This is a genomic window from Lentisphaera araneosa HTCC2155, assembly GCF_000170755.1.
GTDB lineage: Bacteria > Verrucomicrobiota > Lentisphaeria > Lentisphaerales > Lentisphaeraceae > Lentisphaera > Lentisphaera araneosa.
Map to the genome: position 1 here is coordinate 1 of NZ_ABCK01000040.1, position 24338 is coordinate 24338.

A 24338-nucleotide genomic window follows, 5' to 3' on the forward strand; every position below is an offset into this window, starting at 1 on the left:
TCTGACTTGGAGTGGGCTGGCAATGCCAGCATTCATGATATGGCGGCTAAAGCAGGTGTGAGCGAAGCTTCGGTAACGCGCTTTTCCCGTAGTGTGGGATGCAAAAATGTTCCTGATCTGAAAAAAGCTCTCGTCAGTAGTTTTGCTATTGGGCAACGTTTCTTAGAAGGTCACATGGATCCCATTACAGAAGAGAGTGGAGCTATTGGTCAGGTCGTTAAAGGCATTATTGAAGCTCTCAATACCGTAAACACTCAAACCTCTCAGCAAAAAATCGAACAGACAGCAAGCCTTGTTAATGAGCTTGAGCGTGTCGTCGTTTTTGGTTCTGGGGGCGGTTCCACAGTCATCGCGGACGATGCCGTCAATCGCATGTTTCGTTTTGGGGTCAATATCACTTCTTACGGTGATTTCCTCATGCAACGCATGGTTGCGGCTACTTTGAATGAGGATTCCCTCGTTTTAGTTATTTCTACAACGGGGCAAATAGCGGAGATTAACGAAAGTGCTCAAATTGCTAAACAATACGGAGCCAAAGTTGTGGCGATCACTCGAGGTGATTCACCCTTAGCGCAATTAGCCGATATTCATCTAGAGGTCCACATTCAAGAAGACGAGGGGATTTATAAAGCGACCGCTTCTCGCTATGCCTTGCTAGCAGTTATAGATGCGATTGCTCTGGAACTCGCCGTTTTGCGCAAGGATAGCTCTAAAGAAACTTTAAGACGAATTAAGTACAACCTCGACGCCGTTCGTGGCGGTGATCGCAGGTTCCCCGTAGGAGATTAAATGGATAAAAAGTACAGTTATTTATTTCAAAATGCCTTAATTTTTGATGGCTCAGGTCAAGCGCCTTATTTGAGCGACTTAGCTTTGAAAGATGATTTGGTTTGCGCAATTGGCAAACTCAATCAAGAGCAAGCCGAATTCATTTATGATATGGAAGGCAAAGCTTTAGCACCTGGCTTCATTGATGTGCATACGCATGATGATAATGCTGTACTCAAATCCCCAGAATGTCTTCCTAAAATAAGCCAGGGCGTTACGACGGTGATCGTGGGCAACTGCGGACTGAGTGCCGCTCCGGTGCGACTGAGTTCTGCACCACCAGATCCCTTGAATCTTTTAGGAACTCAAGGAGATTTCTGTTTTCCCAATTTCAAAGCTTATGTTCAAGAAGTTAATCGAGTCCAACCTGCTGTAAACGTGGCGGCGCTAGTAGGGCATACAGCTCTGCGAGTGAACCACATGACAGATTTGTATAGAGAAGTAAGCGACTCCGAATTAGTCGCCATGAAAGATGAGCTCGACGAATGTTTGAAGCAGGGGGCAATCGGTTTAAGTACGGGCTTAGCCTATGCTACGGCGCGCCAATCGAATACAGAAGAAGTTATTGAATTAGCCAAAGTTCTCGGTGCGAATAACGGTGTTTATGTGACTCACTTGCGCAATGAATTTGACCAAGTGATTGAAGCCATAGAAGAGGCCTTCTCGATTGCCGAGAGTGGCGACATACCGCTTATTATCTCGCACCTTAAATGCGCAGGCCCCGATAATTGGGGGCGCAGTGGTGAAATCTTAAAGTTTATCGAGTCATCGCCCTATAGTCATCGCGTGCACATGGATTGTTATCCTTACGCCGCAGGATCCAGTACTTTGGATTTAGGTCAGGTAGACGAACGCGTAAAAATTCTGATCACTTGGTCTGAGGCACATCCCGAGATTTCCGCTAAATACCTTCATGAAATAGCCCAAGAATGGGGGCTGAGTCAGTATGAAACGGCTCAGAAGCTGCAACCCGCCGGTGCGGTTTACTTCTCCATAGACGAAGACGATATGAAAAAAATCATTTCTCACCCCAAAACGATGATCGGCTCAGATGGCTTGCCTCATGATCCCCATCCGCATCCCCGCTTATGGGGAACCTTTCCACGCGTCATCGGAAAACTGGCTCGGGAACAAAAATTGATGACCGTGAGTACGGCCATTCATAAAATGACTGGCTTGTCAGCCAAAAACTATAAGCTTCGAGGGCGGGGTTCTTTAGCTGTCGGAAGTTTTGCCGACTTGGTCGTTTTTGATCCTGAAAAAATTGCGGACACCGCAACATTCGAGAAACCCATCAGCCTGGCTCAGGGGATTGAGCAAGTCTATGTCAATGGCGTCAAAAGTTTTGCCGAAGGAAAATCTCAGGGACGAAATGGCCGCTATGTGGCGGGGAAGAAAAAATCTCACAATCTCATTAATCAAACTTAAAAAAGGAATTTATTATGAGTGATATTAAACGTTATGGAACATCAAAAGCGGGCGCAGGAGGTCAAAACCTGCCTTTCGCACGTGCAGTTGAAGCTGATGGTTGGTTACATGTTTCGGGTCAAGTGGCCATGGAAGATGGTGAAATTGTCGGTGGCAACATCGTTCAGCAAACCCATAAAACAATTGAAAATCTCTTGGCAATTATTCACGAAGCGGGTTACACCAAAGATGATATCGTGCGTTGTGGTGTGTGGTTGGATGATCCCCGTGATTTCTGGAGTTTTAATGGTGTCTACAAAGAGTACTTCGGTGGCGAGCACGCCCCTGCAAGAGCTTGTGTACAAGCCACAATGATGGTGGATTGCAAGGTCGAAATCGACGCAATCTGCTACAAAAAGCCGGAATAGACTTATTATGTCGCCGACCTTGTTTCTCTCAGTTTTTGCCATCTATATTGTTGGCATGATTGTCCTAAGTGTATGGATCTCCCGTAGACAGACTTCTGGTGAAGATTTCTTATTGGGGAATCGTAGCGTACCCTTATTCCTTATTTTGGGAACAACAGTAGCAACAATGGTCGGCACGGGCTCCAGTATGGGAGCCGTTGGCAAAGGTTATGCCGATGGTTGGGCCGGATCTTTGTACGGTATCGGTGGTGCCTTAGGTATCTTGCTTTTAGCCAAACTTTTCTCGAAAGTGAGAAAGTATAATTTTATGACTTTCTCAGAAGAAATTTCCTTTTATTATGGCGCCAATAAGACGATTAAAGGAATCATTGGGGTCCTTATACTGATTGCTTCGATCGGCTGGCTCGGCGCGCACATACTCGGTGGTGGCATGTATTTGGCATGGATTGCCAATATCGACCTCATGTACGCCAAAATCATTATCGCTTTAGCTTTTGGTGTTTACGTTATTATAGGGGGGTACATGGCGGTTGTTTGGACCGATACGATCCAGGCCCTCATCCTTTTCTTTGGTTTTATCCTCATGGCCTACATGTCCGTAGATAAACTTGGTGGCTTTGTTGAACTCAGTCAAAAAATGGGCGATACTCAATTCGCCTTCTTAAATTCAGATCAAATTTTACCCTCGATTTCACTCGCTTTTGTGATCCTCGTGGGGGTTATGGCAACGCCTTCTTACCGTCAGCGTATTTATTCTGCCGATAATATCTCCACGGTGAAAAAAAGTTTTTATCTCAGTGGCACACTCTACCTTTTCTTCTCCTTTATTCCCGCACTCATTGGTATTTCCGCTCAAGTGCTCAATCCAGAACTCGAAAACTCAAATTTTGCTTTCCCTTATTTAGCGGTCGAAGTCTTGCCCGTTTCCGTTGGACTCATTGTACTCATTGCTGGTTTGAGTGCGACCATGTCTTCGGCGAGTTCCGATGCGATTGCGGGCGTTTCGATTCTTTTGCGCGACATTTATATTCTCGTTTTTAATAAAATGCCCGACAAAGAGAAGATGGTCTCGCACTCGCGTTGGGGTTTGATTGGCATTACTGGCATGGCGCTAATCTTCACCATGTATTCAGAAGATATTATTTCCTACATTAAAAATATGATTTCAGTTGTGATGAGCGGCATGTTTGTCTGTTCCTTACTCGGTTGCTTTTGGAAACGAGCCACTTGGCAGGGGGGCATTGCGGCACTTCTCGGTGGCGCGACTTGCTCAGTGAGTTTTATGTTTAACGACGCCTGGATGAGCTATTGGGGAAACCCTTCGATTCCTTCCGTACTTTCGGCTTGTGTTGTTGGAGTGCTTGTGAGTTTGATGACGCCTGAAAATACTCTCAGTGATGAAGAATCACTCGCCATTCTCGAGGCTGAAAGACAGCTCATGGAACAGCATGAAGAAGTTCATGCCAGTGATGAAAGCGAAGTTAGTTAAACGATGCAACAAGTATTCTGTGATTGGGGGACAAGTTCCCTTCGAGGCTACCTCTTGGATGATTCTAAGATTATTCAAAAGTACTCATCTGATTTGGGCTTGCTAAAAGCGCAAAAAATTGGCTATGAAAAAGTTTTGGATAGCGTTTTAGACTCATTCCAATGTGAGCACGATATTCCCATATATTTCAGTGGTATGATCGGTTCAAAGCAGGGCTGGGCTGAGGCTCCCTATGTGCCCACTCCAGTTGGGATTGAGCAAATGAAAGGTAAGACGATTAAGCCGGCAAAAAATATTCATATCATTGGCGGAGTGAGCCATTTGGACGGCTCAGGCAATTATGATGTCATGCGCGGCGAAGAAGTTCAGGTCTTTGGTGTCTTAGAACAAGAGCCTGCGACCAGCTTGATTTGTTTGCCGGGAAGTCATTCAAAATGGGTGAAAATTGAAGCCGGTCAGATAAAAATCTTCGCAACTTGGATGACGGGGGAACTCTTTAAAGCTTTAAGTGAAAATACTATTTTTTCGACTCAGCTTGAGTCAAAAGAGTTTAATCATGAGGCCTTTATTCAGGGAGTGGGCTTTGCGCGTGAACATCACGACTTGGGTAGCAGTCTTTTTAAGTTGAGAATAGAATATCTTTTTGAAAGGTCAGATAAACACCATTTTTATTCTTACCTCTCAGGGTTTCTCATTGCCAGTGAAATCCGTGAAGCGATTGGAGTGGCAAAAAAGGTGAGCCTCTGTGGTTCTGACTCTTTGATGAACTCTTATGCTTTAGCACTCGAAGTTTTTGGTGTTGAGTCAAAACAATTCCCCTCAGAGACAGCGACGATTAGAGGGATAGAAAAAATTTGTGGAGAAAACAATGAATAAATTTTTAAAAGAAATGCCACTGATCGCCATCATTCGTGGCGTCAAGCCATCAGAAGCCTTAGAGGTGACTCAAGCTTTATATGATGGCGGCATACGCTGTGTGGAAGTACCACTGAATTCACCAGAGCCCTACGAGAGTATAAAACTTATTGCTGACGCTTTTGCGGGTAAAATGCTCGTGGGCGCCGGTACGGTTATTACTGTTGAGCAAGCTCAAAAAGTCAAAGAGGCTGGAGGAAAGATCATTGTTTCTCCTAATGTGAACCCGGAAGTCATTAAAGAGACAAAAAAATTGGGTATGCAGTCTTATCCAGGCGTGATGACCATCAGCGAATGTTTTACAGCTCTGGATGCCGGCGCAGATGCCCTCAAACTCTTTCCTGCTGACTCAGTAGGAAAAAACTTTATCAAAGCAGCAAAAGCAATTCTGCCAGCGGGCACACAAGTTTTAGCCGTAGGCGGTGTCGACCAGTCAAATATCAAAGAATGGCAAGAATCCGGAGCCGATGGCTTTGGCTTGGGCAGTAGCCTCTATAAATCATCGTATACAATCGCCGAAATTAAGGCTTTAAGTTTTGAATTTACGACCGAATTAAAAAAGGATAATTAAATGAATAAGTATGTGGCTTTACTGCTCGTTTTAATTTCTACGACTTTAATGGGACAAAAACAGAATGTGATTCTGATATTAGTGGATGACCTAGGCTACTCTGATCTATCGAGTTATGGGGGAGAAATCCAAACTCCCGCCATCGATAGCCTTGGCGCTAAGGGAATTAAAATGACACAGCTTTATAATTCGGCTCGTTGTTGTCCCACCCGAGCTTCTTTACTCACGGGTTTATACTCGCACAAGACGGGTGTGGGTTTTATGACGAAAGATCAGGGCAAGCCGGGTTATAGAGGCTTTTTGAATGACAAATGTATGACTATTGCCTCGGTGTTAAAAGGCGCCGGCTACAAAACTTATCTAGCGGGTAAATGGCACCTCAAAGGTTTGAAAGGTCAGGATTGCTTGCCCACAAGTAGAGGTTTTGATCGCTTTTATGGGCCTTTTCATGACTACGCCGATTTTTATATGCCCGAGCTCTATCACTCGATGCCAGAAAAAGGTTTTAAAGTCAATCAACGCCCCGGGAAATTTTTTGCGAGCAACGCCATCACGGATTACGCACTTAGCTTTTTAAATGAAGCACGGCAAGAGGAAAAACCTTACTTCTTATATTTAGCTTACAATGCGCCACATTTTCCACTTCAGGCCCCCAAAGATTTAATTGATAAGTACGTGCCGACTTACGAAAAGGGCTGGGATAAACTCAGGCAAGAACGTTTGCAAAAAATGAAAGATTTAGGGCTAGTCAATCAGGCGCTAACTTTACCCGAACGTGGGCTCGTGGCAAAAGTCGATAATCGCAACAAGGATTCCAAGTATTACGGTAAGCAAATCCCTGCTTGGAAGAGTCTAGATAGTGATCGTCAAAAAGATTTGGCTCGACGCATGGCGACTTTTGCGGCCATGGTCGAAAATGTGGATCAAAATATCGCGCTGGTATTGAGTGATTTGAAAAAGAATAATGAACTCGAGAATACAGTTATTTTCTTTCTTTCGGATAATGGTGCCTGTGCCGAATGGGATCCCCATGGTTTTGATGATAATCCTTATCCCAAAAATAAATTGTATAAAGCTGACGAACTGGCTCAGGTTGGTCAGGAAAAGACCTTTCATAGCTACGGAACTGGCTGGGCCAATTTGGGTAACACACCCCTGCAGTCATATAAACATTATAGCTACGAAGGGGGTATTTCTTCGCCTTTTATCATGTATGCCCCCCAATTTATCAAAGCCAAAAAAGGCTTTGATCATAGCCCCGCCCATGTCATGGATTTAGCGCCGACAATTTACTCCACCTTAGGTGCTACTTATCCGAAAGAATTTAAAGGTATAGAACTTTATCCACTGCAGGGCAAAAGTTTGCTGGAAGTCTTAAAAAAAGATTCGCCCGAACGCGTTCTTTATTTTGAACACGAAGGCAATCGCGCCATTAGGCAAGGGCAATGGAAAGCCGTTTGGGTGAATTATAAAAAAGTCTGGGAACTCTATAATATCAATGAAGATCGACTCGAACAAAATGACTTGGCGGCAAAAATGCCAGAACTAGTGACAGAGCTCTCTAAGAAGTGGCTAGATTGGGCCGAGGAAAACTTTGTCGAATTGCAAAAAATGTCCTCGCCAAGCTCAAAAATGCCAACAGTCTATTACCGTAGAAAGTAAAGATAAGTATTCAGTTGGCAGTTTTCAGTGAATATTGTCTTGTCCTGATATAGGTTGTCATCTAAAATAGGAAAAACCTATGAAAGATACAATAAGATATAGTGAATCATTTAAACAAAAAGTGGTAAACGAGATCTCCAAAGGTAAATTTATAAGCTGTGGAGAAGCGAGCCAAGCTTATGGGATATCAGGCTCTTGTACAGTAAGAGCCTGGGTCAAAAAGTATGGTAGAACAGACTTATTACCAAAGGTGATTAAAGTGGAAACAGAAAATGATATTGATGAGATTAAAGCTCTTAAAAAGCATATTGCTGAGTTAGAGAAAACAGTAACCGAACTAGCGATAAGTGATGTTATGAATAAAGCTTACTTTGATATAGCTTGTGATGAGTTCGGCGTATCTGATAAAGAAGCCTTCAAAAAAAAAGTCGGTGTGAAGCGGTCAAAAGAGTCAGATCAATGAATAGCCACTTTACTGTTAAACAACTTTGTAATCACCTCCATATGAGTCGGCAAAATTTCTATAAAAATAAATCTTTAAGCACCAAAAAAGAAGTAGATAGAAAACTTGTGATCGATCTTATTAAAGAACAACGTTGCATTCAATCTGAGCTCGGAATTCGAAAGCTGCAGAATATGTTAGTAGATAACTTCAAAGAGAATTCTATACAGATAGGACGAGATCGCTTATTCGATATAGCTCGCGAAGAACGCCTATTAATCAAAAGAAAGAGGAAGTACTGTCGAACTACTGACTCTAGGCATCGTTTTAAAGTCTACAAAATCTAATAAAGGATAAGGTGTTACCGCACCTAACCAGGTGTGGGTTTGTGATATAACATACATCAGAGTTGCAAAAAGCTTTGTTTATCTAGCGTTAATCACAGATGCCTTCTCTAGAAAAATTATTGCTTATAATGTGGGAGAGAGTTTAGAAGCTGTAGGATGTATCAAAGCATTAAAGATGGCTTTAAAAAGTCTCCCAAAAGGGTCATACCCCATCCATCACTCTGACCGTGGGTCTCAGTACTGCTGTCACGATTACATTGAAATCTTGACGAATAGAAATCTTCCTGTCAGTATGACTGAAGAAAACCATTGCTATGAAAATTCAAAAGCTGAAAGAGTCAACGGAATACTGAAGTATGAATATCATTTACGCGAAACATTTAAGAACTTTAAAGATGCTAAAAAAGCAATTAAGCAGGCTATTTACTTATACAATAATTGTCGCCCTCATACAGCTTTGGAATATTCATTTCCAAGTGTTGTTCATGAAACACAATGTGCATAAATATTAGTCAATTAACATAAACAAAAGTGACAACTATTTTTCAGGACTTGACAATGGTACGCCAAGCACTAGCTTCCATGAGAAGGCATTTACAAGTTACGGTTTGCATTAAAGTTATATTTTTCTGAGAATTGAGAAAACCAGTTTTCAAATGCCATCAAATTGTCTTGCTTCCATTCGCATTCTTTTATGGACTGCCTAGTCCGATGCATGATTGTATCCTATTTGATGCTGCAATCTTGGCAACGAACTTTCAACAAGGTCTGGCAAACCTATCATTCTGCTGGTGCTCCGCAGTCATCGCATAAGACATTTGATAAACTCTTTTCTTTTTAAATTTCTTCCTTAATTGTGATTATAAGAAATATTGGGGAGGTTGGCTGGATTGGTGGATAATCATGATGCTTTTTTTAAAGCCTGTTTGTGGAGTGGTTCATAATTATCGCCACTGACCCAAAGTCGATGCATTAAAACAGCTAGCTTCCTAGCTATGGCTACTTTTGCTTTTTTTCTCCCCGCGCCACCACCTCGTGAGGCAATTCGATGTCCGTACCTCTTCAAATCAGAATCCGGGGATCTATCGCTAAAAATATGTTGAGCACAAATAACCAGTAATGATCTCAAGTACCTATCTCCATGCTTTGTTATTCTTAGTTGTTTATCTTTTTCTCCCGATTGGTCCCGCTTTGGAGTTAGACCTAAAAAAGCACCTATATCACGACTCTTATTAAAACGGGTTGGATCATCAATAGTTAAAACAAATGCCAAGGCAGTAACTGGTCCCACTCCAGGAATCTGACGCAGGTGCTGAGCCTCGGGACAAGACTCTTCACTAATCAGTTCAATTCGATCATCCAACCTCTCTATTCGATCAGTCAGTTCTTGACATTCGTATAGCATCTCACCTAAAGTTGGCAATAAATCATCACATACATACTCATACATCTTTTCACTGAAACGATTAGCTTCGCACTTAGGGAGATCACTAACTCCTAAACTCTTTAGTATACCCCTTAATGAATTCATCGTTTGGGTTCGCATCTTCACAAAATGCTCACGAGCACGCAACACTGTAAGCACTTGCTGAGAGTCCATACTTCGGTGTTGGATGCCGTACAAAAGTGATGGATCCATTCGGGCTACCCGTGCTATCTTTTCAGCGTCTTTTTCATCGCACTTATTCGTGCTGTCCCATATCATTCGAAGCTTACGAGCATTTGCTACAATTACATTGAAGCCCATACTTTTGAGTTTGCTCGATATCCATAAAGAGCTACTTCCTACTTCTAGAGCTACTCGGATTTTATGAGGGCGTTCATAATTCGAAAAATATACACTTAACGATTCCAGATTATTTTCAATCTTTGCTTGTTCGACGATTTTACCTTCGGAATTTAATACACAAATATCGTGTTTTTGATTTCCGAGGTCCATTCCAATTGTGATTTCAAGTACAGTGATAGTAATTTTAGACATGGCAGTTCTCCGTTAATTTTGGTGGTAACTTAATTAATGTCAGGCAAGGTCTGCTAGCAAGTGGACTTTGCCAAGGGCTGCCTTCTCATACTATCTTGGCAATTTATTCCCCGCAAAATCAACTTAATCACCGCAAAATATGCGGTGATTAAGTTGTTGAACAGGAGCACGAGTGAGACAGTTTCACTATCGTAGCGGCCACTGGAGCTACTGTCGTAGAGGCAAATAAACTTTATATGATTTCCAGTATGCATTTGCTGCAGAAATGAATATCAGATTTTTAGGTAAGCGCTGGAGCGAAGCTCCGAGTGTTGGGATTATCAAGGGTGCAAGTACCCTTGAGCGGGGTGTGGGGCGGAGGCCCATGTATAAATACCTCGGTTGGCCGAGGAGTCCTACTAAAAAATGTACACGATCACCCACAGGCATGGTGCTTCGCACACGAGATGTACGCTGTCCCTCTCGAGTTCTCCCTGCAAGATACTGCCGTATGGGCTAATAATTTTTGTCCGCCTGTCTGGCAAGACCCTTAACCAGGCGACTGGGGGCTTTGCCCCATAAGCGCTAACCAGAAGCTTTTAAATCATTCTGTACTGTGTCTATTTGCAGTTTACGTGTACGTGGAGGTTCTTTGAGTGTTTCGCGAATTCTCATCCAATTCACCACAACCTTTCTTAGTGATATCGCTGGAAGTATAGTCTGTAAAACTATGGAATATAAAAACTCTCTTTCTCGCCATAATGATCTAGCACTGTTAGTTTTGGATAGTTTTTTTGATGGGGTATCCCCAGGGAAAAAAATCTTCGCCGCAGCGAATTATATACTCAATCAATGTTGCTACTAAAATCTTTCCTGCGAGCCAACTCCTCATTCCTATATCATTTTTTTTGTATAAGGGTGCCGCACCTATAATTGATTTTAAGCGCTTGAATAGAAGCTCTATTTGCCATCGGCTACGATAAATATTAAGGATTTTTTCGGGTGATACAGACTCAGCCAATGTAGTTAAGATTAAAATATATCCTGCATACTCTAAAGTTTCCGGTCTTGTGCTTCCTTTGCGACTGTTTTTACTGGCTTTCCGATGAATCGCTTTTTGAGCTTTTAAAGTACTTTCATGATCTTTTTTCATAGCACAAACTCGAGCGTTTATTTGACCTTCATTGTGTTTTATAACAACGTTGTATTCACCGATATCTCCGAGTTTCAATTTCCGTAATTTCGACAAGAGTTTAAAAGGCGTACCATTGTCGTTATGTAAAGGGGTAAGGCTAGGAGGGAAGCGACAAAGAATATAGCCTCCATTGGAATGGACATGAATAATGCCATTTCTGCGTGGATAAACACGGTCTCCAATGAAAACGTCATTTGGTTTAACGGAATAATTCTTAAGTGATTCTCCTTTTTTTTGATCCGTTATAGTAATCTCGTCTGGTGCTAAGGTTTTTGCATTCATGGAGTAGTGAAGCATCCATGTGGATCCTGTTGCTCCTGGCTCCCTGACAATAGAGCCGTCAACATATCTGAAATTATATTCTTCTTGCTCAGGAAGTCCCTGCGGGTTTTTCGGCTTCATTTTATCCAATAGTTGCGTAGTGCACCAGTTGAACCACTCACTTGATTTTTGTAACCTTTTGAGTAATGCTACATCACTAACGTCAATAATATTGCCCTCTTTTGCCAAGGCGCATGTTGAGCGTAAAGAGAGGTTCCCACCCAAATGAATTAGTAATGTTCTTAGAAGCTTCGAAGGGCCATCTTCGCCTGAAAATTTTCGTCCGAACTTTAGCATTCCAGTTTCCGCCATCATACCATCCCAACCATCAGGAAGGAATGTTTTAAAATAATCCCAATCAGACCGAACTAAGCCATCTATATCCATATTAAGTACTAACCTTTATTTAATGAAAATAATATCATTTCAATATAATTTAAGATTTGTAAATGTAAATTTTGATTAGCGCTTATGGGGCTTTGCCCCGCTTTATGGGTAATTATGTTCATTGTTAGGATCTCCTCAATTCATTCAATATGATCTAACTCTAGAAAAAGAGTCTTGTTTCAGCTTCTGAATTATTTTCCTGGGAATTTTGAGGCGATGGCGGCGGCCACATCAGAGACTTTTTTGAGAGGGAGTTGAGTTTGAGCATTTTTCACTTCATTGCGGTATTCGCGAGGACTCAAGGAAAAGGCTTTGGTAAAGGCAGAAGAAAAGTGTTGAGAGCTAGAGAAGGCGAGTTCGAGAGCAATTTCTCCAATACTGAACTTTGATTCGGTAAGTAGGCGTCGAGCTTCTTGGAGTTTTTTACTAGCGACATATTTGATGGGTGACATGGAACTCACCGCTTGAAATTTTCGGCGAAAATGAACTTCACTCAAGTTAAACAGGCGAGCGAGATTCGAACTCGTGATGACTTGATCAAAGTGCTGGAGAATATAATGGTCTACGGTGTTGATCATGCTTAAGGCTGCGGAGTGTTCAACTTTAACGGATTTTAAGTAAGATTGTTGAGCTTGATAAAGGCAGGTGAAAATCTCGTAAAATTGAGCCTTGGAGATCATGGTGCTCATTTCATCCTGATTGCGGTGAGCCTCAATTAGTTTCAAAAAAGGACGTTTAAATTCTTCTCCGGGAGAAATGACGCGAGGGATGAATTCGGAAAGAGTCTTAGTGATAAATGAAAACTCTTCAGGGCTAATATCATCGTGCTTTTCATAGAGGTTGAATTGTAAAAAATAACGTTCTCCAAGGGGAAGGCGCCCCATTAAGGAAGACTGAGTTTCATAAGGTTTAACCAAAATGAGATCACCTGGTGAGAGGTGGTAGAAATGCCCATCGACCCACCACTCCAGTTCGCCTTTCTCTACATAGATGGCTTGGAAGAAAGGCATGCTATGGGGAAAAATTGCTTCTTCAAGTACTTGAGTAATGACGCGTCGACCGATGACGGGTAAGGACTTGTGGAGGCTGGCTTGGTCGCCTTCGCGGATGCCGTAGCGTTCTAGTAAGTTCATAAAAAGTTCTTTCTTATTATTTTATCATATTTAATTATAAGCATAAAATAAATATTTTTGTATAAAAAACGATCATCTATATTCGAAAGTTAAGTCCATCTTATTGCTTATTGTTAAGCAAACAAAGAAAATTAAGGATTTTTAATGAGTTTAACAATTACAAAAGTAGTGGCTCGGGATGCACGTTTTCCCTTGGGACCAGGAGCGGGAAGTGATGCGGTTCACCTCGATGCGGTGTATTCTTATGCAGTGTGCGAGTTGTACACTGATGGCGAAGAGAAGGGCAGTGGTTTAGCATTTACGGTGGGAGCGGGTAACGAACTCGTTTGTCAGGCCATTGAGTTTTTAGCGCAAGAACTCGTTGGTAAAGAAATCGATGAATTGATGGCAGATTTTGGTGAGTTTCAACGCAAGCTCTCGAATCACACACAATTTCGTTGGATTGGTCCTCATAAGGGCGTGGTTCAGTTAGCTTTGGGGGCTATTACCAACGCTTGTTTTGATCTTTGGGCTAAGAAAAAAGCTGTGCCTCTGTGGAAGCTCTTGTTAGATCTTTCGACGGAAGAAACAATTCAGCTTTTAGATTTCTCTTATGTGGAAGATGTACTGAGCAAAGAGGAGGCTCGAGTGATTCTGAATTCGCATGTGATTGATCGTCACAAGCGTGAAAATGTTTTGACGGACAATTATCAGGGTTACGATACCTCAATTGGTTGGTTTAATTATTCTGATCAAAAGGTACGCGATAATATCAAAAAGAGTATGGCTGCGGGCTTTACTTCTATGAAGCTCAAAGTGGGATCTCCTGATCACGAGCGCGATTTGCGCCGTGCTTATATGGTACGCGAATGCGCTGGTGATGCAGCCACTGTGATGCTTGACTGTAATCAGCAGTGGCAGTTGCAGGAATCTATTGAGTTTATGATGAAAGCGAAGGATATGAATCCTTATTGGATCGAAGAACCGACGCATCCAGATGATATCTTAGGACACCAAACTTTGGCTCGTGCCATTTCACCCGTGAAAGTGGCTTGCGGCGAACACGTGCCCAATCGCGTTATTTTCAAGAATTACCTGCAATCGAATGCGATGCACTTTAATCAAGTGGATGCAGTGCGAGTGGGCGGCATTAGTGAGTTTATACTGATTTCTTTAATGAGTCGAAAGTTCAATATTCCCGTTGTGCCTCACGTGGGTGACATGGGACAAATTCACCAACACTTGGTGCTCTTCAATCATATTGCCATGGGACATGAAGCCTTGTTCCTCGAACACATTCCTCACCTTCAAGAGCATTTTGTTCATCCCTGCCAGATTGTAGATGGGCGCTATATAACACCTCAGGAAATCGGTGCGAGCAGCGATTTGAAATGCCTTCAAGCGGATAATATCCGCGTGGCTATTTAAGGAGCGATCATGGAAAATTCAATTGATATGGATGTCAATGCCGAAGCAGTCAATAGCATCGGCGGAATCGACATTGGGGTGATTATTGTTTATATCGTCGGTATTATAGCGGTAGGTTGTTGGGCGGGAATGCGCAATAAAAATAAGGAGGAATCTGCAAAGGATTATTTCTTAGCTGGTGGAACCTTGAAGTGGCCGGCCATTGGTCTTGCGCTCTTCGCAACCAATATCTCCACTGTCCACCTCGTTTCATTGGCTCAAACGGGTTTTGACGAAGGGCTACTTTCGGGCAATTACGAATGGATGGCGGTCTTCACTTTAGTGATTCTAGGGGTGTTTTTTGCGCCTTTTTATATCCGTTCAAAAGTTACGACCCTGCCTGACTTTTTGGAGAAGCGTTACTCGCGAACTTGTCGAGATTGGCTGGCTGTCATGTCAGTGGTCTCTGCCATAGCGATTCACATTGCCTTTGCTTTGTATACAGGTGCGGTAGTGCTCAAGGGTATGTTTGGCTTTCCGATTCTTTATAGCGTTATTGGCGTAGCTATACTTACTGGTATCTATACTGTTGTGGGTGGTTTGATGGCTGTGGTGCTCACGGAATCTATCCAAACGATTGTTCTCTTGCTCGGAGCGTGTTTTGTGACTTATTTTTGTTGGACGAAGTTAGGGAGCAGTGGTGAAAGTGTGATTGATTTGATCACTAGTCATGCACAGATTAAAAACGATAGTGGAGAAGTGATAGATAGTAAACTGAGTATGCTCAAAAGCGGTGGGCATTCCCCTTGGTATGCTTTTTTGCTGGGCTTTCCCGTTTTAGGTATTTGGTATTGGTGTGCCGATCAAACGATTGTTCAGCGTGTCTTGGGAGCTAAAGATGAAAATCACGCTCGAGTGGGCTCAATTTTTGCAGGTTTTATTAAAATACTTCCTGTGTTCATCTTCATACTTCCAGGTTTGATGTTTTACGCTATTATCCAGCAAGGAATTATTCCTGAGTCAGCCATGCCCACAAAGTTAGTGGATGGTAAAGAAGTGATTGATTCGAGTCAAACTTATGCGGTGATGATTCGCGAACTTCTCCCCGTGGGGCTCAAAGGCGTGGTGGCTGCGGCTCTTCTTTCAGCTCTCATGAGTACGGTTTCAGGAGCACTGAACTCGATTTCAACCTTGGTGAGCTACGATATTTATAAGCGCTTTAAAGCAGATGCTGACGATCAGCACCTCGTGAAAGTAGGACGAATTGCCTGTGTAGCCGCGACAATTATTTCCATCATTATCTCTCTACAGCTGGATCGCTTTGGTAGTATCATTCAAGGACTCAATACTTTGATTGGCTATATTGCGGCACCAATTACGGCAGTATTTGTCATGGGTGTCTTCTGGAAAAAAGCATCGGCAAAAGCCGCCGTGACCTCTTTGGCGCTGGGCTTTGTGATTTCATTAGTCTTGATGATCTTTAGTTTTACTGGGATCACGATTCCCGTTTGGAGTGAAGTTCCCTTCCTTATGCAAGCCTTTTATCTCTGTGCCTTTTATATGATTTTAATTGGTATTATATCCACTTTAAACCCCCATGAACATACGGTAGAAAGTGAGAAGCTTTATTGGAAAACACCTTTTGAAGCTCTCCAAGGCGAAGCCTGGAAAGGGGTGGGGAATTATAAAAGCTTATCTGGCGTACTGATTTGTATAATGATTGTTCTTTTTTATACTTTTAGGTAGGCTCTGAGAATTTATATATTTCAAGCTTTGATATATGTAAGATATATATTTGGATCAGCATATTATGCTTTGGAATTCAGCACAAAAATTTAAACTTTTCGGTAAACGCTAGTCAAGTCTGTCTTTATTTTGGTTCTGACTGTTAACGATGAGTAAATAATTTGATAATCTTTAGAAAGAAAATTTTAGGTGATTTAAAAATGATGAAAAACAAAAAATACTTCGGTCTTATTGCGATGTTGGGAAGTTTTGTGACCCATGGTCAAGAAGCCCCTAGTTCCGACCATTACGAAGAGAACATACAGCCCATCTTAGAGAAGTTCTGTATCCGTTGCCATGGCGAAAAAAAGCAGAAGGGTGGTTTTCGTATTGATCAATTAGCGAATGATTTTTCCGGTAAAAAACTCTTTTCATGGGAGAAGATGCAGCATGTTTTGACAATGCCGCTTGATTCAGATGAAGTCATGCCTCCCGAAGATAGCAAGCAACCCTCCGCCGTTGAACGCCTCATGCTCACAAAGTGGATTAGTGAAAATTTAGATGCGGGACGCTTGCGTGCGGCAGAAAAGAATGGCTCCGTACGTCGTTTAACTAAGAGTCAGTATAGAAATACACTTCGCGACTTATTGAGTTTAGATGAAAATGTCGGACGGACTTTACCCGATGATGCTGTATCTGCAGAAGGTTTTACCAATGATGGTAAATCCATGCAGTTATCACCAATGCAAATGGAGACTTATTTCTCGATTGCGCAAAAGGCTTTAGATCTAGCTGTCGTCAATCCCGACGAAAAACCTCAGATTCAGAACTTCAAAGTTAATTTTGGGGATGAAATCAATAAAGAGCCTATTGCGGATAAATTAATTTTGGGAGCAGGAAGTAAACAGTTCGAGCTTAAAAACTTTTTAGTTACTGAACCAGTACCTCAAAAACCTTTTGCTTTTGAGCCTTACAAAATGCAGCGCCAGTATCGTTTTATCGAAGGTTACAAAGGTAACTCTACAGTACGAGAGTGGCGTGATTTCGATAGCATCTATCATGCGGTCTTTGCCGGTACAAGTGGTCCACGTGCACCATACCCCAAAGGCGATCCAATTAATTTTTCAGATGAAGGGATGCTGATGCGACCTTCAATTCCTGCCAAGGCCTCTTGGTCTCCGACAATTGTTTGGTCACCACGCTTTAAGATTTCTTTGCGTGAATTACCGACTACAGGCAATTTCAAAGTAAAAGTGACTGCAGCCAAATTTAGAGACAGCTTAATTTTGAAGAAAGGCAGTCCTGTTATTGAAGACAATGTAAGTACTCAAAGCATATATGCAGATAACACAGCTAAGAGTGAACTTATCATTCCTGAAGAAGGGATTTATCAGTTAGATATTAAATATCTCCCTAAGGCTAAAGCGACTAATTTGAACGTGAAATTAGGAAGTCAGACTTTCGTCCTTCCTCTCCAGGCAGAAAATGGCGGTAAAAATGGCAATAAAATTAATGTTCAAGGTTCAGATAGAAAAGATGTAAGTTCGATTTTAATTCAAGTTCCTGGAAAAGATAAATATATAAATCTTTCAGAAATCGAAGTGTACGACCGTAAAAATAAAAAAATTAAAAAGCCACTTATCACCATGAGTTCTGAATATGCTAAATCCATGGGTGCGGATAAATTTACAGATGGGAACTTTGATAATTTTGGTCACACTCAACAGGAAGATAGCCCTTGGATTAAAATTGAGTTTGATAAACCGACTCAAGTCAGTTCTTTAATTATCTATAATCGCAAAGGTTTTGAGAGTCGATTTGATGGTGCGGAGTTCACTTATTTTAATAAGGAGAAGCTTATTGTTAAACGCTTACTGAATGATATTTCTGAAGCCAGTGAAATTCAGGAAGGGCTTAAGGTGTTGAGGTTAGCAAAAGGCAAGTACCCTGTAAAAATCATGCCAAACAAGTTACTTCGACTCGATTCTCTAAGTATTAGTCCTTTGAATACAAATGATGATAATTATCACTTATTTACGACTTTTGAGCAGCGCAATCCACTAGTGAATTTACAAATGGGTTTCCGTCGTGATGATGGCAGTACGCTCAATGAAATTGCTCCAAGTCAAGTCGTCGATTCCTATGAGTTTAAATCTTATGATTTTGTGGGAAGCATCAATGATTTTCCAAGCCCTGTGCTCAATAAAGCCAACGCCAACTATTTGGCAGGTATTCGTGAAATTGGTTTGCGCCATGATTATGTGACTGAAATTGATGTGCCGCGACTGATTGTTAAGTCAGTCGAATTTGAAGGACCTTATTATGAAACCTGGCCGACAAAATCACATCAATCCATCTTTATCCCTTCAGCGAATAGCGAGAATAAAGAAAAGTATGCCAAAGAAATAATTCAGAATTTCATGTTCCGAGCGTATCGCGGCAAAGTCAGTGAAAGAGACTTGGCGGTAGCCTATAAAATTTGGCAAGATACTTACAAAGAGAGCAATGAATTCCGTGAGAGTGTCAAAGATTCACTCTTAGTCATTTTAACTTCTCCGCAATTCCTCTTTATCACCGAGCATTCAAATTCTCCAGAAAAAGAAAAGCTCGATGATCGTGAGCTAGCGGCTAAATTATCGTATTTCTTATGGAATAGTCCGCCAGATAGCGAACTTATGGCCCAAGCCAAAGAGAATAAGATTAGTGCAGACCTAACTAAGCAGGTGGATGCGATGATCAACGATCCACGCTTTGCGAACTTCGCAGAACGCTTCACTCGCGATTGGTTGATGTTGGATAAATTTGATTCGATTAAAGTGGATAATAAACTTTATCCCAAACTTACTAAGCGCATGCAACAGCACCTGAGGCAGGAACCTATTGAGTTTATCAATCACCTAATTCAAGAGAACTTAGAACTGAGCAATATTATTCATTCTGACTTCACAATGGGTAATGACATTGTTGCGGAGTACTACAATATTCCCAATAAAAATCCGCAGGGTTTAAAATTCCAAAGACTTAATCTTACTGATAAAAACCGTGGTGGCCTCTTTACGCAGACGAGTATTTTAACGGGCTTATCAGATGGTCACGAGTCGAACCCAGTGAAGCGCGGTACTTGGGTGGCTAAAAAGATTGTAGCGGAACCTCCGGGCACGCCACCACCAAATGTTCCCAATATTGACGAAGAAGATAAAACTTTGACTTTGCGTCAAAAATTAGAGGCTCACAGAAATCAAAAGGGCTGTAAAAATTGTCACAAAAAGATCGATTCCTGGGGCATTCCATTTGAGATGTTTGATGCAGGTGGTTACCTCAAAGCCAATTACGAAGCAGATAGTGAATTACCCGATGGCACAGAAGTGAATGACTTGAACGAGATGAAAAAATATCTCATTGAAGACCGCATGGATCAAGTCGCCTTTAGCTTCATGAAACATTTAGCGATTTACGCAACGGGTCGCAGCCTCAATTTTGACGAAGTGGCTTTCCTGAAAGAGAGCTCAGTCCGACTCGCAGACTCTGGTTATAAGACCAGAGATTTGTTGAAATTCGTCGTAAATAGTCACATTTTTAATACAAAGTAAGGAACTGAGAATTATGAAGACAAAATTAAATAGACGTTCAGTACTAAAAGGTTTCGTAGGCGTGAGCCTAGCTCTGCCCATACTAGAAATTATGGGTGAAGAAGTCCTGAAAGAATCGAATCGAGCCAAGCGTTTTTGTGCGCTTTATACCGCCAATGGCATGTCTCATCCCCAAGAAAAAAACAAAATAGATCAATGGAATTGGTACCCCTCAGAAACAGGGCGCAATTTTAAATTTAACGAATCGACTAAAGCCTTTGAGAAACTGCGTAGTCAAGTGTCGATGTTTGGTGGTTTCGGTCACAAAAATGCCATCCTATCGGATCCACACGTTTGTTCTGATATGTGGCTCACTGGTGCACCATTTCACGACCCTAAACCAGGTACGTATAATACGATATCTTTAGATCAGGTGATTGCCCAGCATACTAAGAAACATTGTCGCCAAGCGTCTTTAGTTTTATCAATTGATAATGGTGTAGGTTTCCTATCGAGAACAGGTACGATTGCCTACAATAATGAAGGTAAGCCAATTCCCGCAGAGAATAACCCCCGGAATGTCTTCAATCGCCTTTTCTTAAGCTCAAAAGACTCCATGGAACAACAGCGCGTTCTCTTGAAAAAGAAAATGAAAATTGTCGATGCGGTACTCGATAGCTCTCGCGATTTTAATAAGCGTTTGGGTTCAGCTGATAGAGAGAAAATGGATCAGTATTTGACCTCACTCAGTGAATTGGAATCACGCCTCGAAACATCAGAAAAATGGATCGATATTCCCCTTAAACAACAAGATTTTAGTCACTTAGATTTTGATTATGATCTCGAGCAAGATCCCGCGCAATTCTATCAGACCATGTTTGATGTGATTACTCTAGCTTTCGATGCGGATATCACTCGTTCAGTTGCCTTCATGCTCAACCGTGAGGATGGTATGGGTATTTCAAATACTTTCCCATTGCGTTTAGGTTTGAGTAAGGATCACCATGGGCTTTCTCATGCCAAAGACAAGAAAGGTCAGATGGACTTCGCGAAATATGATCAATTCCTCAGTGGACAAGTTTCCTACTTCCTAGAAAATTTGAAGAAGACAAAAGAAGCCGATTCTAATTTATTAGATAATTCACTGGTGCTTTTCGGTAGTGGTTGCAGTACCACTCACAATGTAAAAAATGTACCAACCTTATTAGCTGGTGGTAAGAATATGGGTGTGAAACACGGTTCCTATTTCCGTCGTGATGGTGAACGTCTCAACAATCTCTATTTGAGTATTTTGAAATCTATGGACATTCCAGTGAATAGTTTTGGTGATAGCACCAAAGAACTCAAAGAGGGCATCTTCACTTATCAAAAGGCTTAAACTTTGCTCAAACAAAGTTTACTTTTAGCATGTCTCGTTTTTGCGGAATCCGCCTTTGCGGATCCCGCAAGATGCACTCCGACAGTTCATTCAAGAGGCTCATAAATAATAGCTTTAAAATGTATTTATTTGTAAAAAATTCCGCCTAAAATGCTATATTGTAGTTCTTTACAAAAACAAATAGCAGGCGGAATTCATCATGAACGATACTCTTTTTTCCGAATATTTCATCGGGGAACTACAACAAACGGCAGGAATTTTAAGCGGTCCGCTGAAGATTGCGGGGGAAATCATACTTCTTCCTGAATTTGAAGGGATCCGAAAAGCGATTGAGAGTGATCAATTCCAGTTGAGTATGGATAGGGCCGCTACTAAAAATCGCGAATTTAAAAATGGCAATACCAAAAAGCATCCACCAGCGGAATTAGTGGTTGCCTTGTTCATAGCCCGTCACTTTTATAATAATTGTTACGGGGAACGCGGCTATAGCATGTTATGTGAGAACAGTTCATTACATCAATTTATCGGGCGCCTAGGCATCGGGAAGTTCCCTTCACGCAATACGATTCATGAACAGATTTCTGCACTTTCTGAACATACCCTTACACTTTTTCATCAAGCTATTTTGAACTGTGTCAAAGCATGTGACTTAGATGATTTCTCAGCAGTAATCATTGATTCCACAGCCATCAAAGCCGATTCGTCCTGGCCGGTTGATAGTGCATTACTGAAGAACCTTAGTTGTAAAGTTATGAAAAATATTCAGAAAGTACATGATAAGCTCCCTTGCCTTGAACGTAGAGGAATCCCTCTCAAACGTCTACAGAATTACTGTGATGATATGAGTAAATTGGATTTTGTGATTTCGATGTTTAAAGGGAAGAAAGGAGCCAAGAAAATGAGGTATAAGTCTTATACACAAGAACTTTTGCCGAGGTGTCGAAAATTTATAACACGCCTGGAAAAGGTTCTACCTAAAATCAAACAGCACTGTAGCAGTATAAAGTCCTCGATGCTTGATGAAGATTTTTCTCGCTTTATTGATAAAGTTTTGATGGTTGAGCACCGCTTTAAGATGGCTCCTGAGGACTACGATGCCAAGACGGCAAGAAAAATTTACAGTATGAGTGATGACGACGCTGCCTTTATCAAAAAAGGCGGTCGTGAAACAGTTTTTGGTTATCGTCCAAACTTTGCTTTTAGTGCCAATGGTTTTCTGACTTCTTTCATTTTGGAATCTGGAAATACCAGTGACAGTAAAGTCTTTGCAGATTGCCTTGTGGAAAATAAAAAAATGACTGTAGAATCCGCTATGATGGTCAGTGTTGATGATGGATATAGCTCTGCAACGAATTTGGATTACGCCATAGAACAGGGAGTGGAATTAGTCAGTATCAGCGGTTCAAAGGGCAAGAAGCTTCTGGGAGAAGAAATTTATGAAAGTGAAAACTATCAGCTGGCGAGAAACATCCGCTCAATCTCTGAAGCGGGGATTTCAAAGATGAAGAACTATCACAATCTTGAGAGGTTTACCGTTTGTGGCTTAAAGAGAGTTCGACAGGAAACGCTCATAAGCACTATAGGGTTCAACTTGGAGAGACTCTACCAGTTATTATCTCAAATCGAACTTCAAGTTGCTGCGTAGAATGTCGGAGTGCATCCCGCAAAAGCCCTTTTTAAAGAAAAGTGTGCTCAATGCCATGGGCTCAATGCAGAAGGAAATGATTTACTCAATGCACCGACGCTTGCCTCCCAATCATCGCTCTACATAAGTGAACAATTGCATAAATTCAAAAAAGGCATTCGTGGCGGTGATGCAAAAGTTGATGCGGTAGCTAGCCTGATGTCTCAGCAGGCAAAAACTCTGCAAGAATCAGTAATCAAGTTACTTGCTCAGTACCTCTCAAAACTTGAAGCACCAAAGAGGGGAGTCGTAGAAAACGAATCGGCTCAAGCTGGAGAAAAAATCTACCAAAAGCAAGCGAACTGCATCTCTTGCCATGGTGATTATGGCCAAGGTAATGATTCCATGAAGGCCCCAAAACTCAACATTCTTTCAGCGAGCTATATAGCAGCTGAATTGAATAAATTCGCCAAGAACCAGCGCGGATTAAGCGCCGATAAAGATCCTCATGGCTACCTCATGGTAAAAACGCTTAAAGACTATGCTTTAAGCGAAAAAAACTTCAAAGATCTAGCGGTTTATATCAGTACGCTCAGAAAACCCAAAGAAGAGAAAAAATAATTATATCTTTTGCGGTTTAAGCTTAAGCTGCTGAACTAGATTAGTTTGAAGTATTCACCTGTTTGAGGATATCCTGCCATGCTTTGATGGATTTGGTGATATTTTCAGCTTTGTCACCCTTTATCCCATAGCCTTGGAGGCCGACGGGACCTTTGAACTTGAGTTCTTTAAGTTTTTTAAAGAGACGTTCCTGAGGGAAACTGCCCTTATCTAAAGTTTGGATGAGCATCGGCCAATGTTTGCCGTCAATATCGGCACCATTGGTGGTAACGGAAAAAAGGTGGGACGCGCAAGTGTCCAAAGTCTTTTCTAAGTCTTCGGCCTTTTCGCTTTTGAGGAAATGACAAAGATTGAAGGTGATTCCGAGGTTGGGGTGATTGACTTCCTTTATCACCTCCATCGCTTGGGGAATGGTGGCAACAGCAAAACCAGCATGGGGGTAGAGCGTTACTTTGATACCAAGTGCGGCCATCTTATCACAAGTCTGACGAATGGCGGCTATGATCTTGGGTGATTTTTTTTGTAAGGTCAGTTCAATCATGAAACCCTGATTCGCCAAGGGCTTAAGGTGCTCAGTTGGGAAGGGGCTTTCACCCGCATTTAAGTAAACACTTAAGACTTTTAGGCCGTGTTTACGATAGGTATTAGATCTTGTGGCGATGTGCTGATTGAGACCAAAGACCTGGCTGACACCTGCATAGCCCAGTTTTTTGAGTATTTCAGCTTCTTTCTCAGGTGCCGTTCCTGGAGGCATGCCATTGAGGAAGGCGTAAAACTGAGGTTCAAATTTTTCTGAATAGAGAGAGAGACTTAAGACTAAATTGAGTAGGCAGAGAGTAAATACTTGTTTCATCATTAAAAATGGCCATTTATAATTTCATTCAATGAAATTAATATAAACACAATCTTTAAGTACGCCAGTTTTGTGTTATTGATATAATAAATTTTAA

The 24338-nt window shown here is 41.7% G+C and carries 20 protein-coding genes and 1 pseudogene; 17 read left to right on the forward strand and 4 right to left on the reverse strand.

What is annotated here, in order from left to right; translation table 11 throughout:
* The 10 genes and pseudogenes from LNTAR_RS23045 to LNTAR_RS27450 form a co-directional block, all read left to right on the forward strand.
* Positions 1-789 (forward strand): MurR/RpiR family transcriptional regulator (locus LNTAR_RS23045; protein WP_007281188.1); only part of this gene is annotated, 789 nt, incomplete at its 5' end.
* Entirely contained in the window at positions 790-2256 is a 1467-nt protein-coding gene (locus LNTAR_RS23050; protein WP_007281189.1) for an N-acyl-D-amino-acid deacylase family protein, read from the forward strand.
* A gap of 14 nt (positions 2257-2270) precedes the next feature.
* On the forward strand, positions 2271-2663 hold the full coding sequence (locus tag LNTAR_RS23055; protein WP_007281190.1) for a RidA family protein: 393 nt from the start codon (positions 2271-2273) through the stop codon (positions 2661-2663).
* Between the two features lie 7 nt (positions 2664-2670).
* Positions 2671-4152 (forward strand): sodium:solute symporter family protein, encoded by a 1482-nt coding sequence (locus LNTAR_RS23060; protein ID WP_007281191.1) that lies wholly within the window; start codon positions 2671-2673, stop codon positions 4150-4152.
* A gap of 3 nt (positions 4153-4155) precedes the next feature.
* On the forward strand, positions 4156-5028 hold the full coding sequence (locus tag LNTAR_RS23065; RefSeq protein WP_007281192.1) for a 2-dehydro-3-deoxygalactonokinase: 873 nt from the start codon (positions 4156-4158) through the stop codon (positions 5026-5028).
* Positions 5021-5638, forward strand: a complete 618-nt coding sequence (locus LNTAR_RS23070; RefSeq protein WP_007281193.1) for a 2-dehydro-3-deoxy-6-phosphogalactonate aldolase — start codon at positions 5021-5023, stop codon at positions 5636-5638. Before LNTAR_RS23065 ends, LNTAR_RS23070 begins: the two co-directional genes overlap by 8 nt.
* Positions 5639-7300 carry an arylsulfatase gene (locus LNTAR_RS23075; protein WP_007281194.1) on the forward strand — a complete coding sequence of 554 codons (1662 nt, stop codon included), beginning with the start codon at positions 5639-5641 and terminating at the stop codon, positions 7298-7300. It abuts the gene before it with no gap.
* Between the two features lie 79 nt (positions 7301-7379).
* On the forward strand, positions 7380-7763 hold the full coding sequence (locus tag LNTAR_RS23080) for a transposase (protein ID WP_007277235.1): 384 nt from the start codon (positions 7380-7382) through the stop codon (positions 7761-7763).
* Positions 7760-8089: a hypothetical protein gene (locus LNTAR_RS27445; protein WP_007281195.1), complete on the forward strand. Its 330-nt coding sequence runs from the start codon at positions 7760-7762 to the stop codon at positions 8087-8089. Before LNTAR_RS23080 ends, LNTAR_RS27445 begins: the two co-directional genes overlap by 4 nt.
* A gap of 25 nt (positions 8090-8114) precedes the next feature.
* Positions 8115-8594, forward strand: a pseudogene (locus tag LNTAR_RS27450) (IS3 family transposase); the annotation flags it as partial.
* Positions 8595-8990: 396 nt separating this feature from the next.
* On the opposite strand, the gene LNTAR_RS23090 reads toward LNTAR_RS27450, so the two are convergent.
* Positions 8991-10070: an IS110 family RNA-guided transposase gene (locus LNTAR_RS23090; protein ID WP_007281197.1), complete on the reverse strand. Its 1080-nt coding sequence runs from the start codon at positions 10068-10070 to the stop codon at positions 8991-8993.
* Between the two features lie 265 nt (positions 10071-10335).
* Here LNTAR_RS23090 and LNTAR_RS27455 point away from each other — a divergent pair, with 265 nt between their 5' ends.
* Positions 10336-10569 (forward strand): hypothetical protein, encoded by a 234-nt coding sequence (locus LNTAR_RS27455; protein WP_157473815.1) that lies wholly within the window; start codon positions 10336-10338, stop codon positions 10567-10569.
* A gap of 255 nt (positions 10570-10824) precedes the next feature.
* Here the strand turns inward: LNTAR_RS27455 and LNTAR_RS23095 are convergent, their stop codons facing one another.
* Positions 10825-11952, reverse strand: coding sequence for an IS4 family transposase (locus LNTAR_RS23095; protein ID WP_007281199.1), 1128 nt, complete (start codon positions 11950-11952; stop codon positions 10825-10827).
* 191 nt (positions 11953-12143) lie between these two features.
* The gene (locus tag LNTAR_RS23100; RefSeq protein ID WP_007281200.1) at positions 12144-13085 is read right to left on the reverse strand and encodes an AraC family transcriptional regulator; all 942 of its coding nucleotides are present in this window, start codon (positions 13083-13085) and stop codon (positions 12144-12146) included.
* A 144-nt stretch (positions 13086-13229) separates the two neighbouring features.
* Here LNTAR_RS23100 and LNTAR_RS23105 point away from each other — a divergent pair, with 144 nt between their 5' ends.
* The 6 genes from LNTAR_RS23105 (at position 13230) to LNTAR_RS23135 (ending at position 23388) form a co-directional block, all read left to right on the forward strand.
* The gene (locus LNTAR_RS23105; protein ID WP_007281201.1) at positions 13230-14492 is read left to right on the forward strand and encodes an enolase C-terminal domain-like protein; all 1263 of its coding nucleotides are present in this window, start codon (positions 13230-13232) and stop codon (positions 14490-14492) included.
* A 9-nt stretch (positions 14493-14501) separates the two neighbouring features.
* The gene (locus LNTAR_RS23110) at positions 14502-16217 is read left to right on the forward strand and encodes a sodium:solute symporter (RefSeq protein ID WP_007281202.1); all 1716 of its coding nucleotides are present in this window, start codon (positions 14502-14504) and stop codon (positions 16215-16217) included.
* Between the two features lie 200 nt (positions 16218-16417).
* Positions 16418-19786, forward strand: coding sequence for a DUF1592 domain-containing protein (locus LNTAR_RS26320; protein WP_007281203.1), 3369 nt, complete (start codon positions 16418-16420; stop codon positions 19784-19786).
* 13 nt (positions 19787-19799) lie between these two features.
* A complete protein-coding gene (locus LNTAR_RS23125; RefSeq protein ID WP_007281204.1) occupies positions 19800-21143 on the forward strand; it encodes a DUF1552 domain-containing protein in 1344 nt (447 codons plus the stop codon).
* 199 nt (positions 21144-21342) lie between these two features.
* On the forward strand, positions 21343-22788 hold the full coding sequence (locus tag LNTAR_RS23130; RefSeq protein WP_007281205.1) for an ISNCY-like element ISLar6 family transposase: 1446 nt from the start codon (positions 21343-21345) through the stop codon (positions 22786-22788).
* A 9-nt stretch (positions 22789-22797) separates the two neighbouring features.
* A complete protein-coding gene (locus LNTAR_RS23135) occupies positions 22798-23388 on the forward strand; it encodes a c-type cytochrome (protein WP_007281206.1) in 591 nt (196 codons plus the stop codon).
* Between the two features lie 40 nt (positions 23389-23428).
* On the opposite strand, the gene LNTAR_RS23140 is transcribed toward LNTAR_RS23135, so the two are convergent.
* Positions 23429-24244 (reverse strand): sugar phosphate isomerase/epimerase family protein, encoded by an 816-nt coding sequence (locus LNTAR_RS23140; protein WP_007281207.1) that lies wholly within the window; start codon positions 24242-24244, stop codon positions 23429-23431.
* Positions 24245-24338: the final 94 nt, after the last annotated feature.

Bases quoted from the DNA above. Each gene is read 5' to 3' on its own strand.
- LNTAR_RS23050 (WP_007281189.1), top strand. From the start codon at position 790: ATGGATAAAAAGTACAGTTATTTATTTCAAAATGCCTTAATTTTTGAT.
- LNTAR_RS23055 (WP_007281190.1), top strand. From the start codon at position 2,271: ATGAGTGATATTAAACGTTATGGAACATCAAAAGCGGGCGCAGGAGGT.
- LNTAR_RS23060 (WP_007281191.1), top strand. From the start codon at position 2,671: ATGTCGCCGACCTTGTTTCTCTCAGTTTTTGCCATCTATATTGTTGGC.
- LNTAR_RS23065 (WP_007281192.1), top strand. From the start codon at position 4,156: ATGCAACAAGTATTCTGTGATTGGGGGACAAGTTCCCTTCGAGGCTAC.
- LNTAR_RS23070 (WP_007281193.1), top strand. From the start codon at position 5,021: ATGAATAAATTTTTAAAAGAAATGCCACTGATCGCCATCATTCGTGGC.
- LNTAR_RS23075 (WP_007281194.1), top strand. From the start codon at position 5,639: ATGAATAAGTATGTGGCTTTACTGCTCGTTTTAATTTCTACGACTTTA.
- LNTAR_RS23080 (WP_007277235.1), top strand. From the start codon at position 7,380: ATGAAAGATACAATAAGATATAGTGAATCATTTAAACAAAAAGTGGTA.
- LNTAR_RS27445 (WP_007281195.1), top strand. From the start codon at position 7,760: ATGAATAGCCACTTTACTGTTAAACAACTTTGTAATCACCTCCATATG.
- LNTAR_RS23090 (WP_007281197.1), bottom strand. From the start codon at position 10,070: ATGTCTAAAATTACTATCACTGTACTTGAAATCACAATTGGAATGGAC.
- LNTAR_RS27455 (WP_157473815.1), top strand. From the start codon at position 10,336: ATGAATATCAGATTTTTAGGTAAGCGCTGGAGCGAAGCTCCGAGTGTT.
- LNTAR_RS23095 (WP_007281199.1), bottom strand. From the start codon at position 11,952: ATGGATATAGATGGCTTAGTTCGGTCTGATTGGGATTATTTTAAAACA.
- LNTAR_RS23100 (WP_007281200.1), bottom strand. From the start codon at position 13,085: ATGAACTTACTAGAACGCTACGGCATCCGCGAAGGCGACCAAGCCAGC.
- LNTAR_RS23105 (WP_007281201.1), top strand. From the start codon at position 13,230: ATGAGTTTAACAATTACAAAAGTAGTGGCTCGGGATGCACGTTTTCCC.
- LNTAR_RS23110 (WP_007281202.1), top strand. From the start codon at position 14,502: ATGGAAAATTCAATTGATATGGATGTCAATGCCGAAGCAGTCAATAGC.
- LNTAR_RS26320 (WP_007281203.1), top strand. From the start codon at position 16,418: ATGATGAAAAACAAAAAATACTTCGGTCTTATTGCGATGTTGGGAAGT.
- LNTAR_RS23125 (WP_007281204.1), top strand. From the start codon at position 19,800: ATGAAGACAAAATTAAATAGACGTTCAGTACTAAAAGGTTTCGTAGGC.
- LNTAR_RS23130 (WP_007281205.1), top strand. From the start codon at position 21,343: ATGAACGATACTCTTTTTTCCGAATATTTCATCGGGGAACTACAACAA.
- LNTAR_RS23140 (WP_007281207.1), bottom strand. From the start codon at position 24,244: ATGATGAAACAAGTATTTACTCTCTGCCTACTCAATTTAGTCTTAAGT.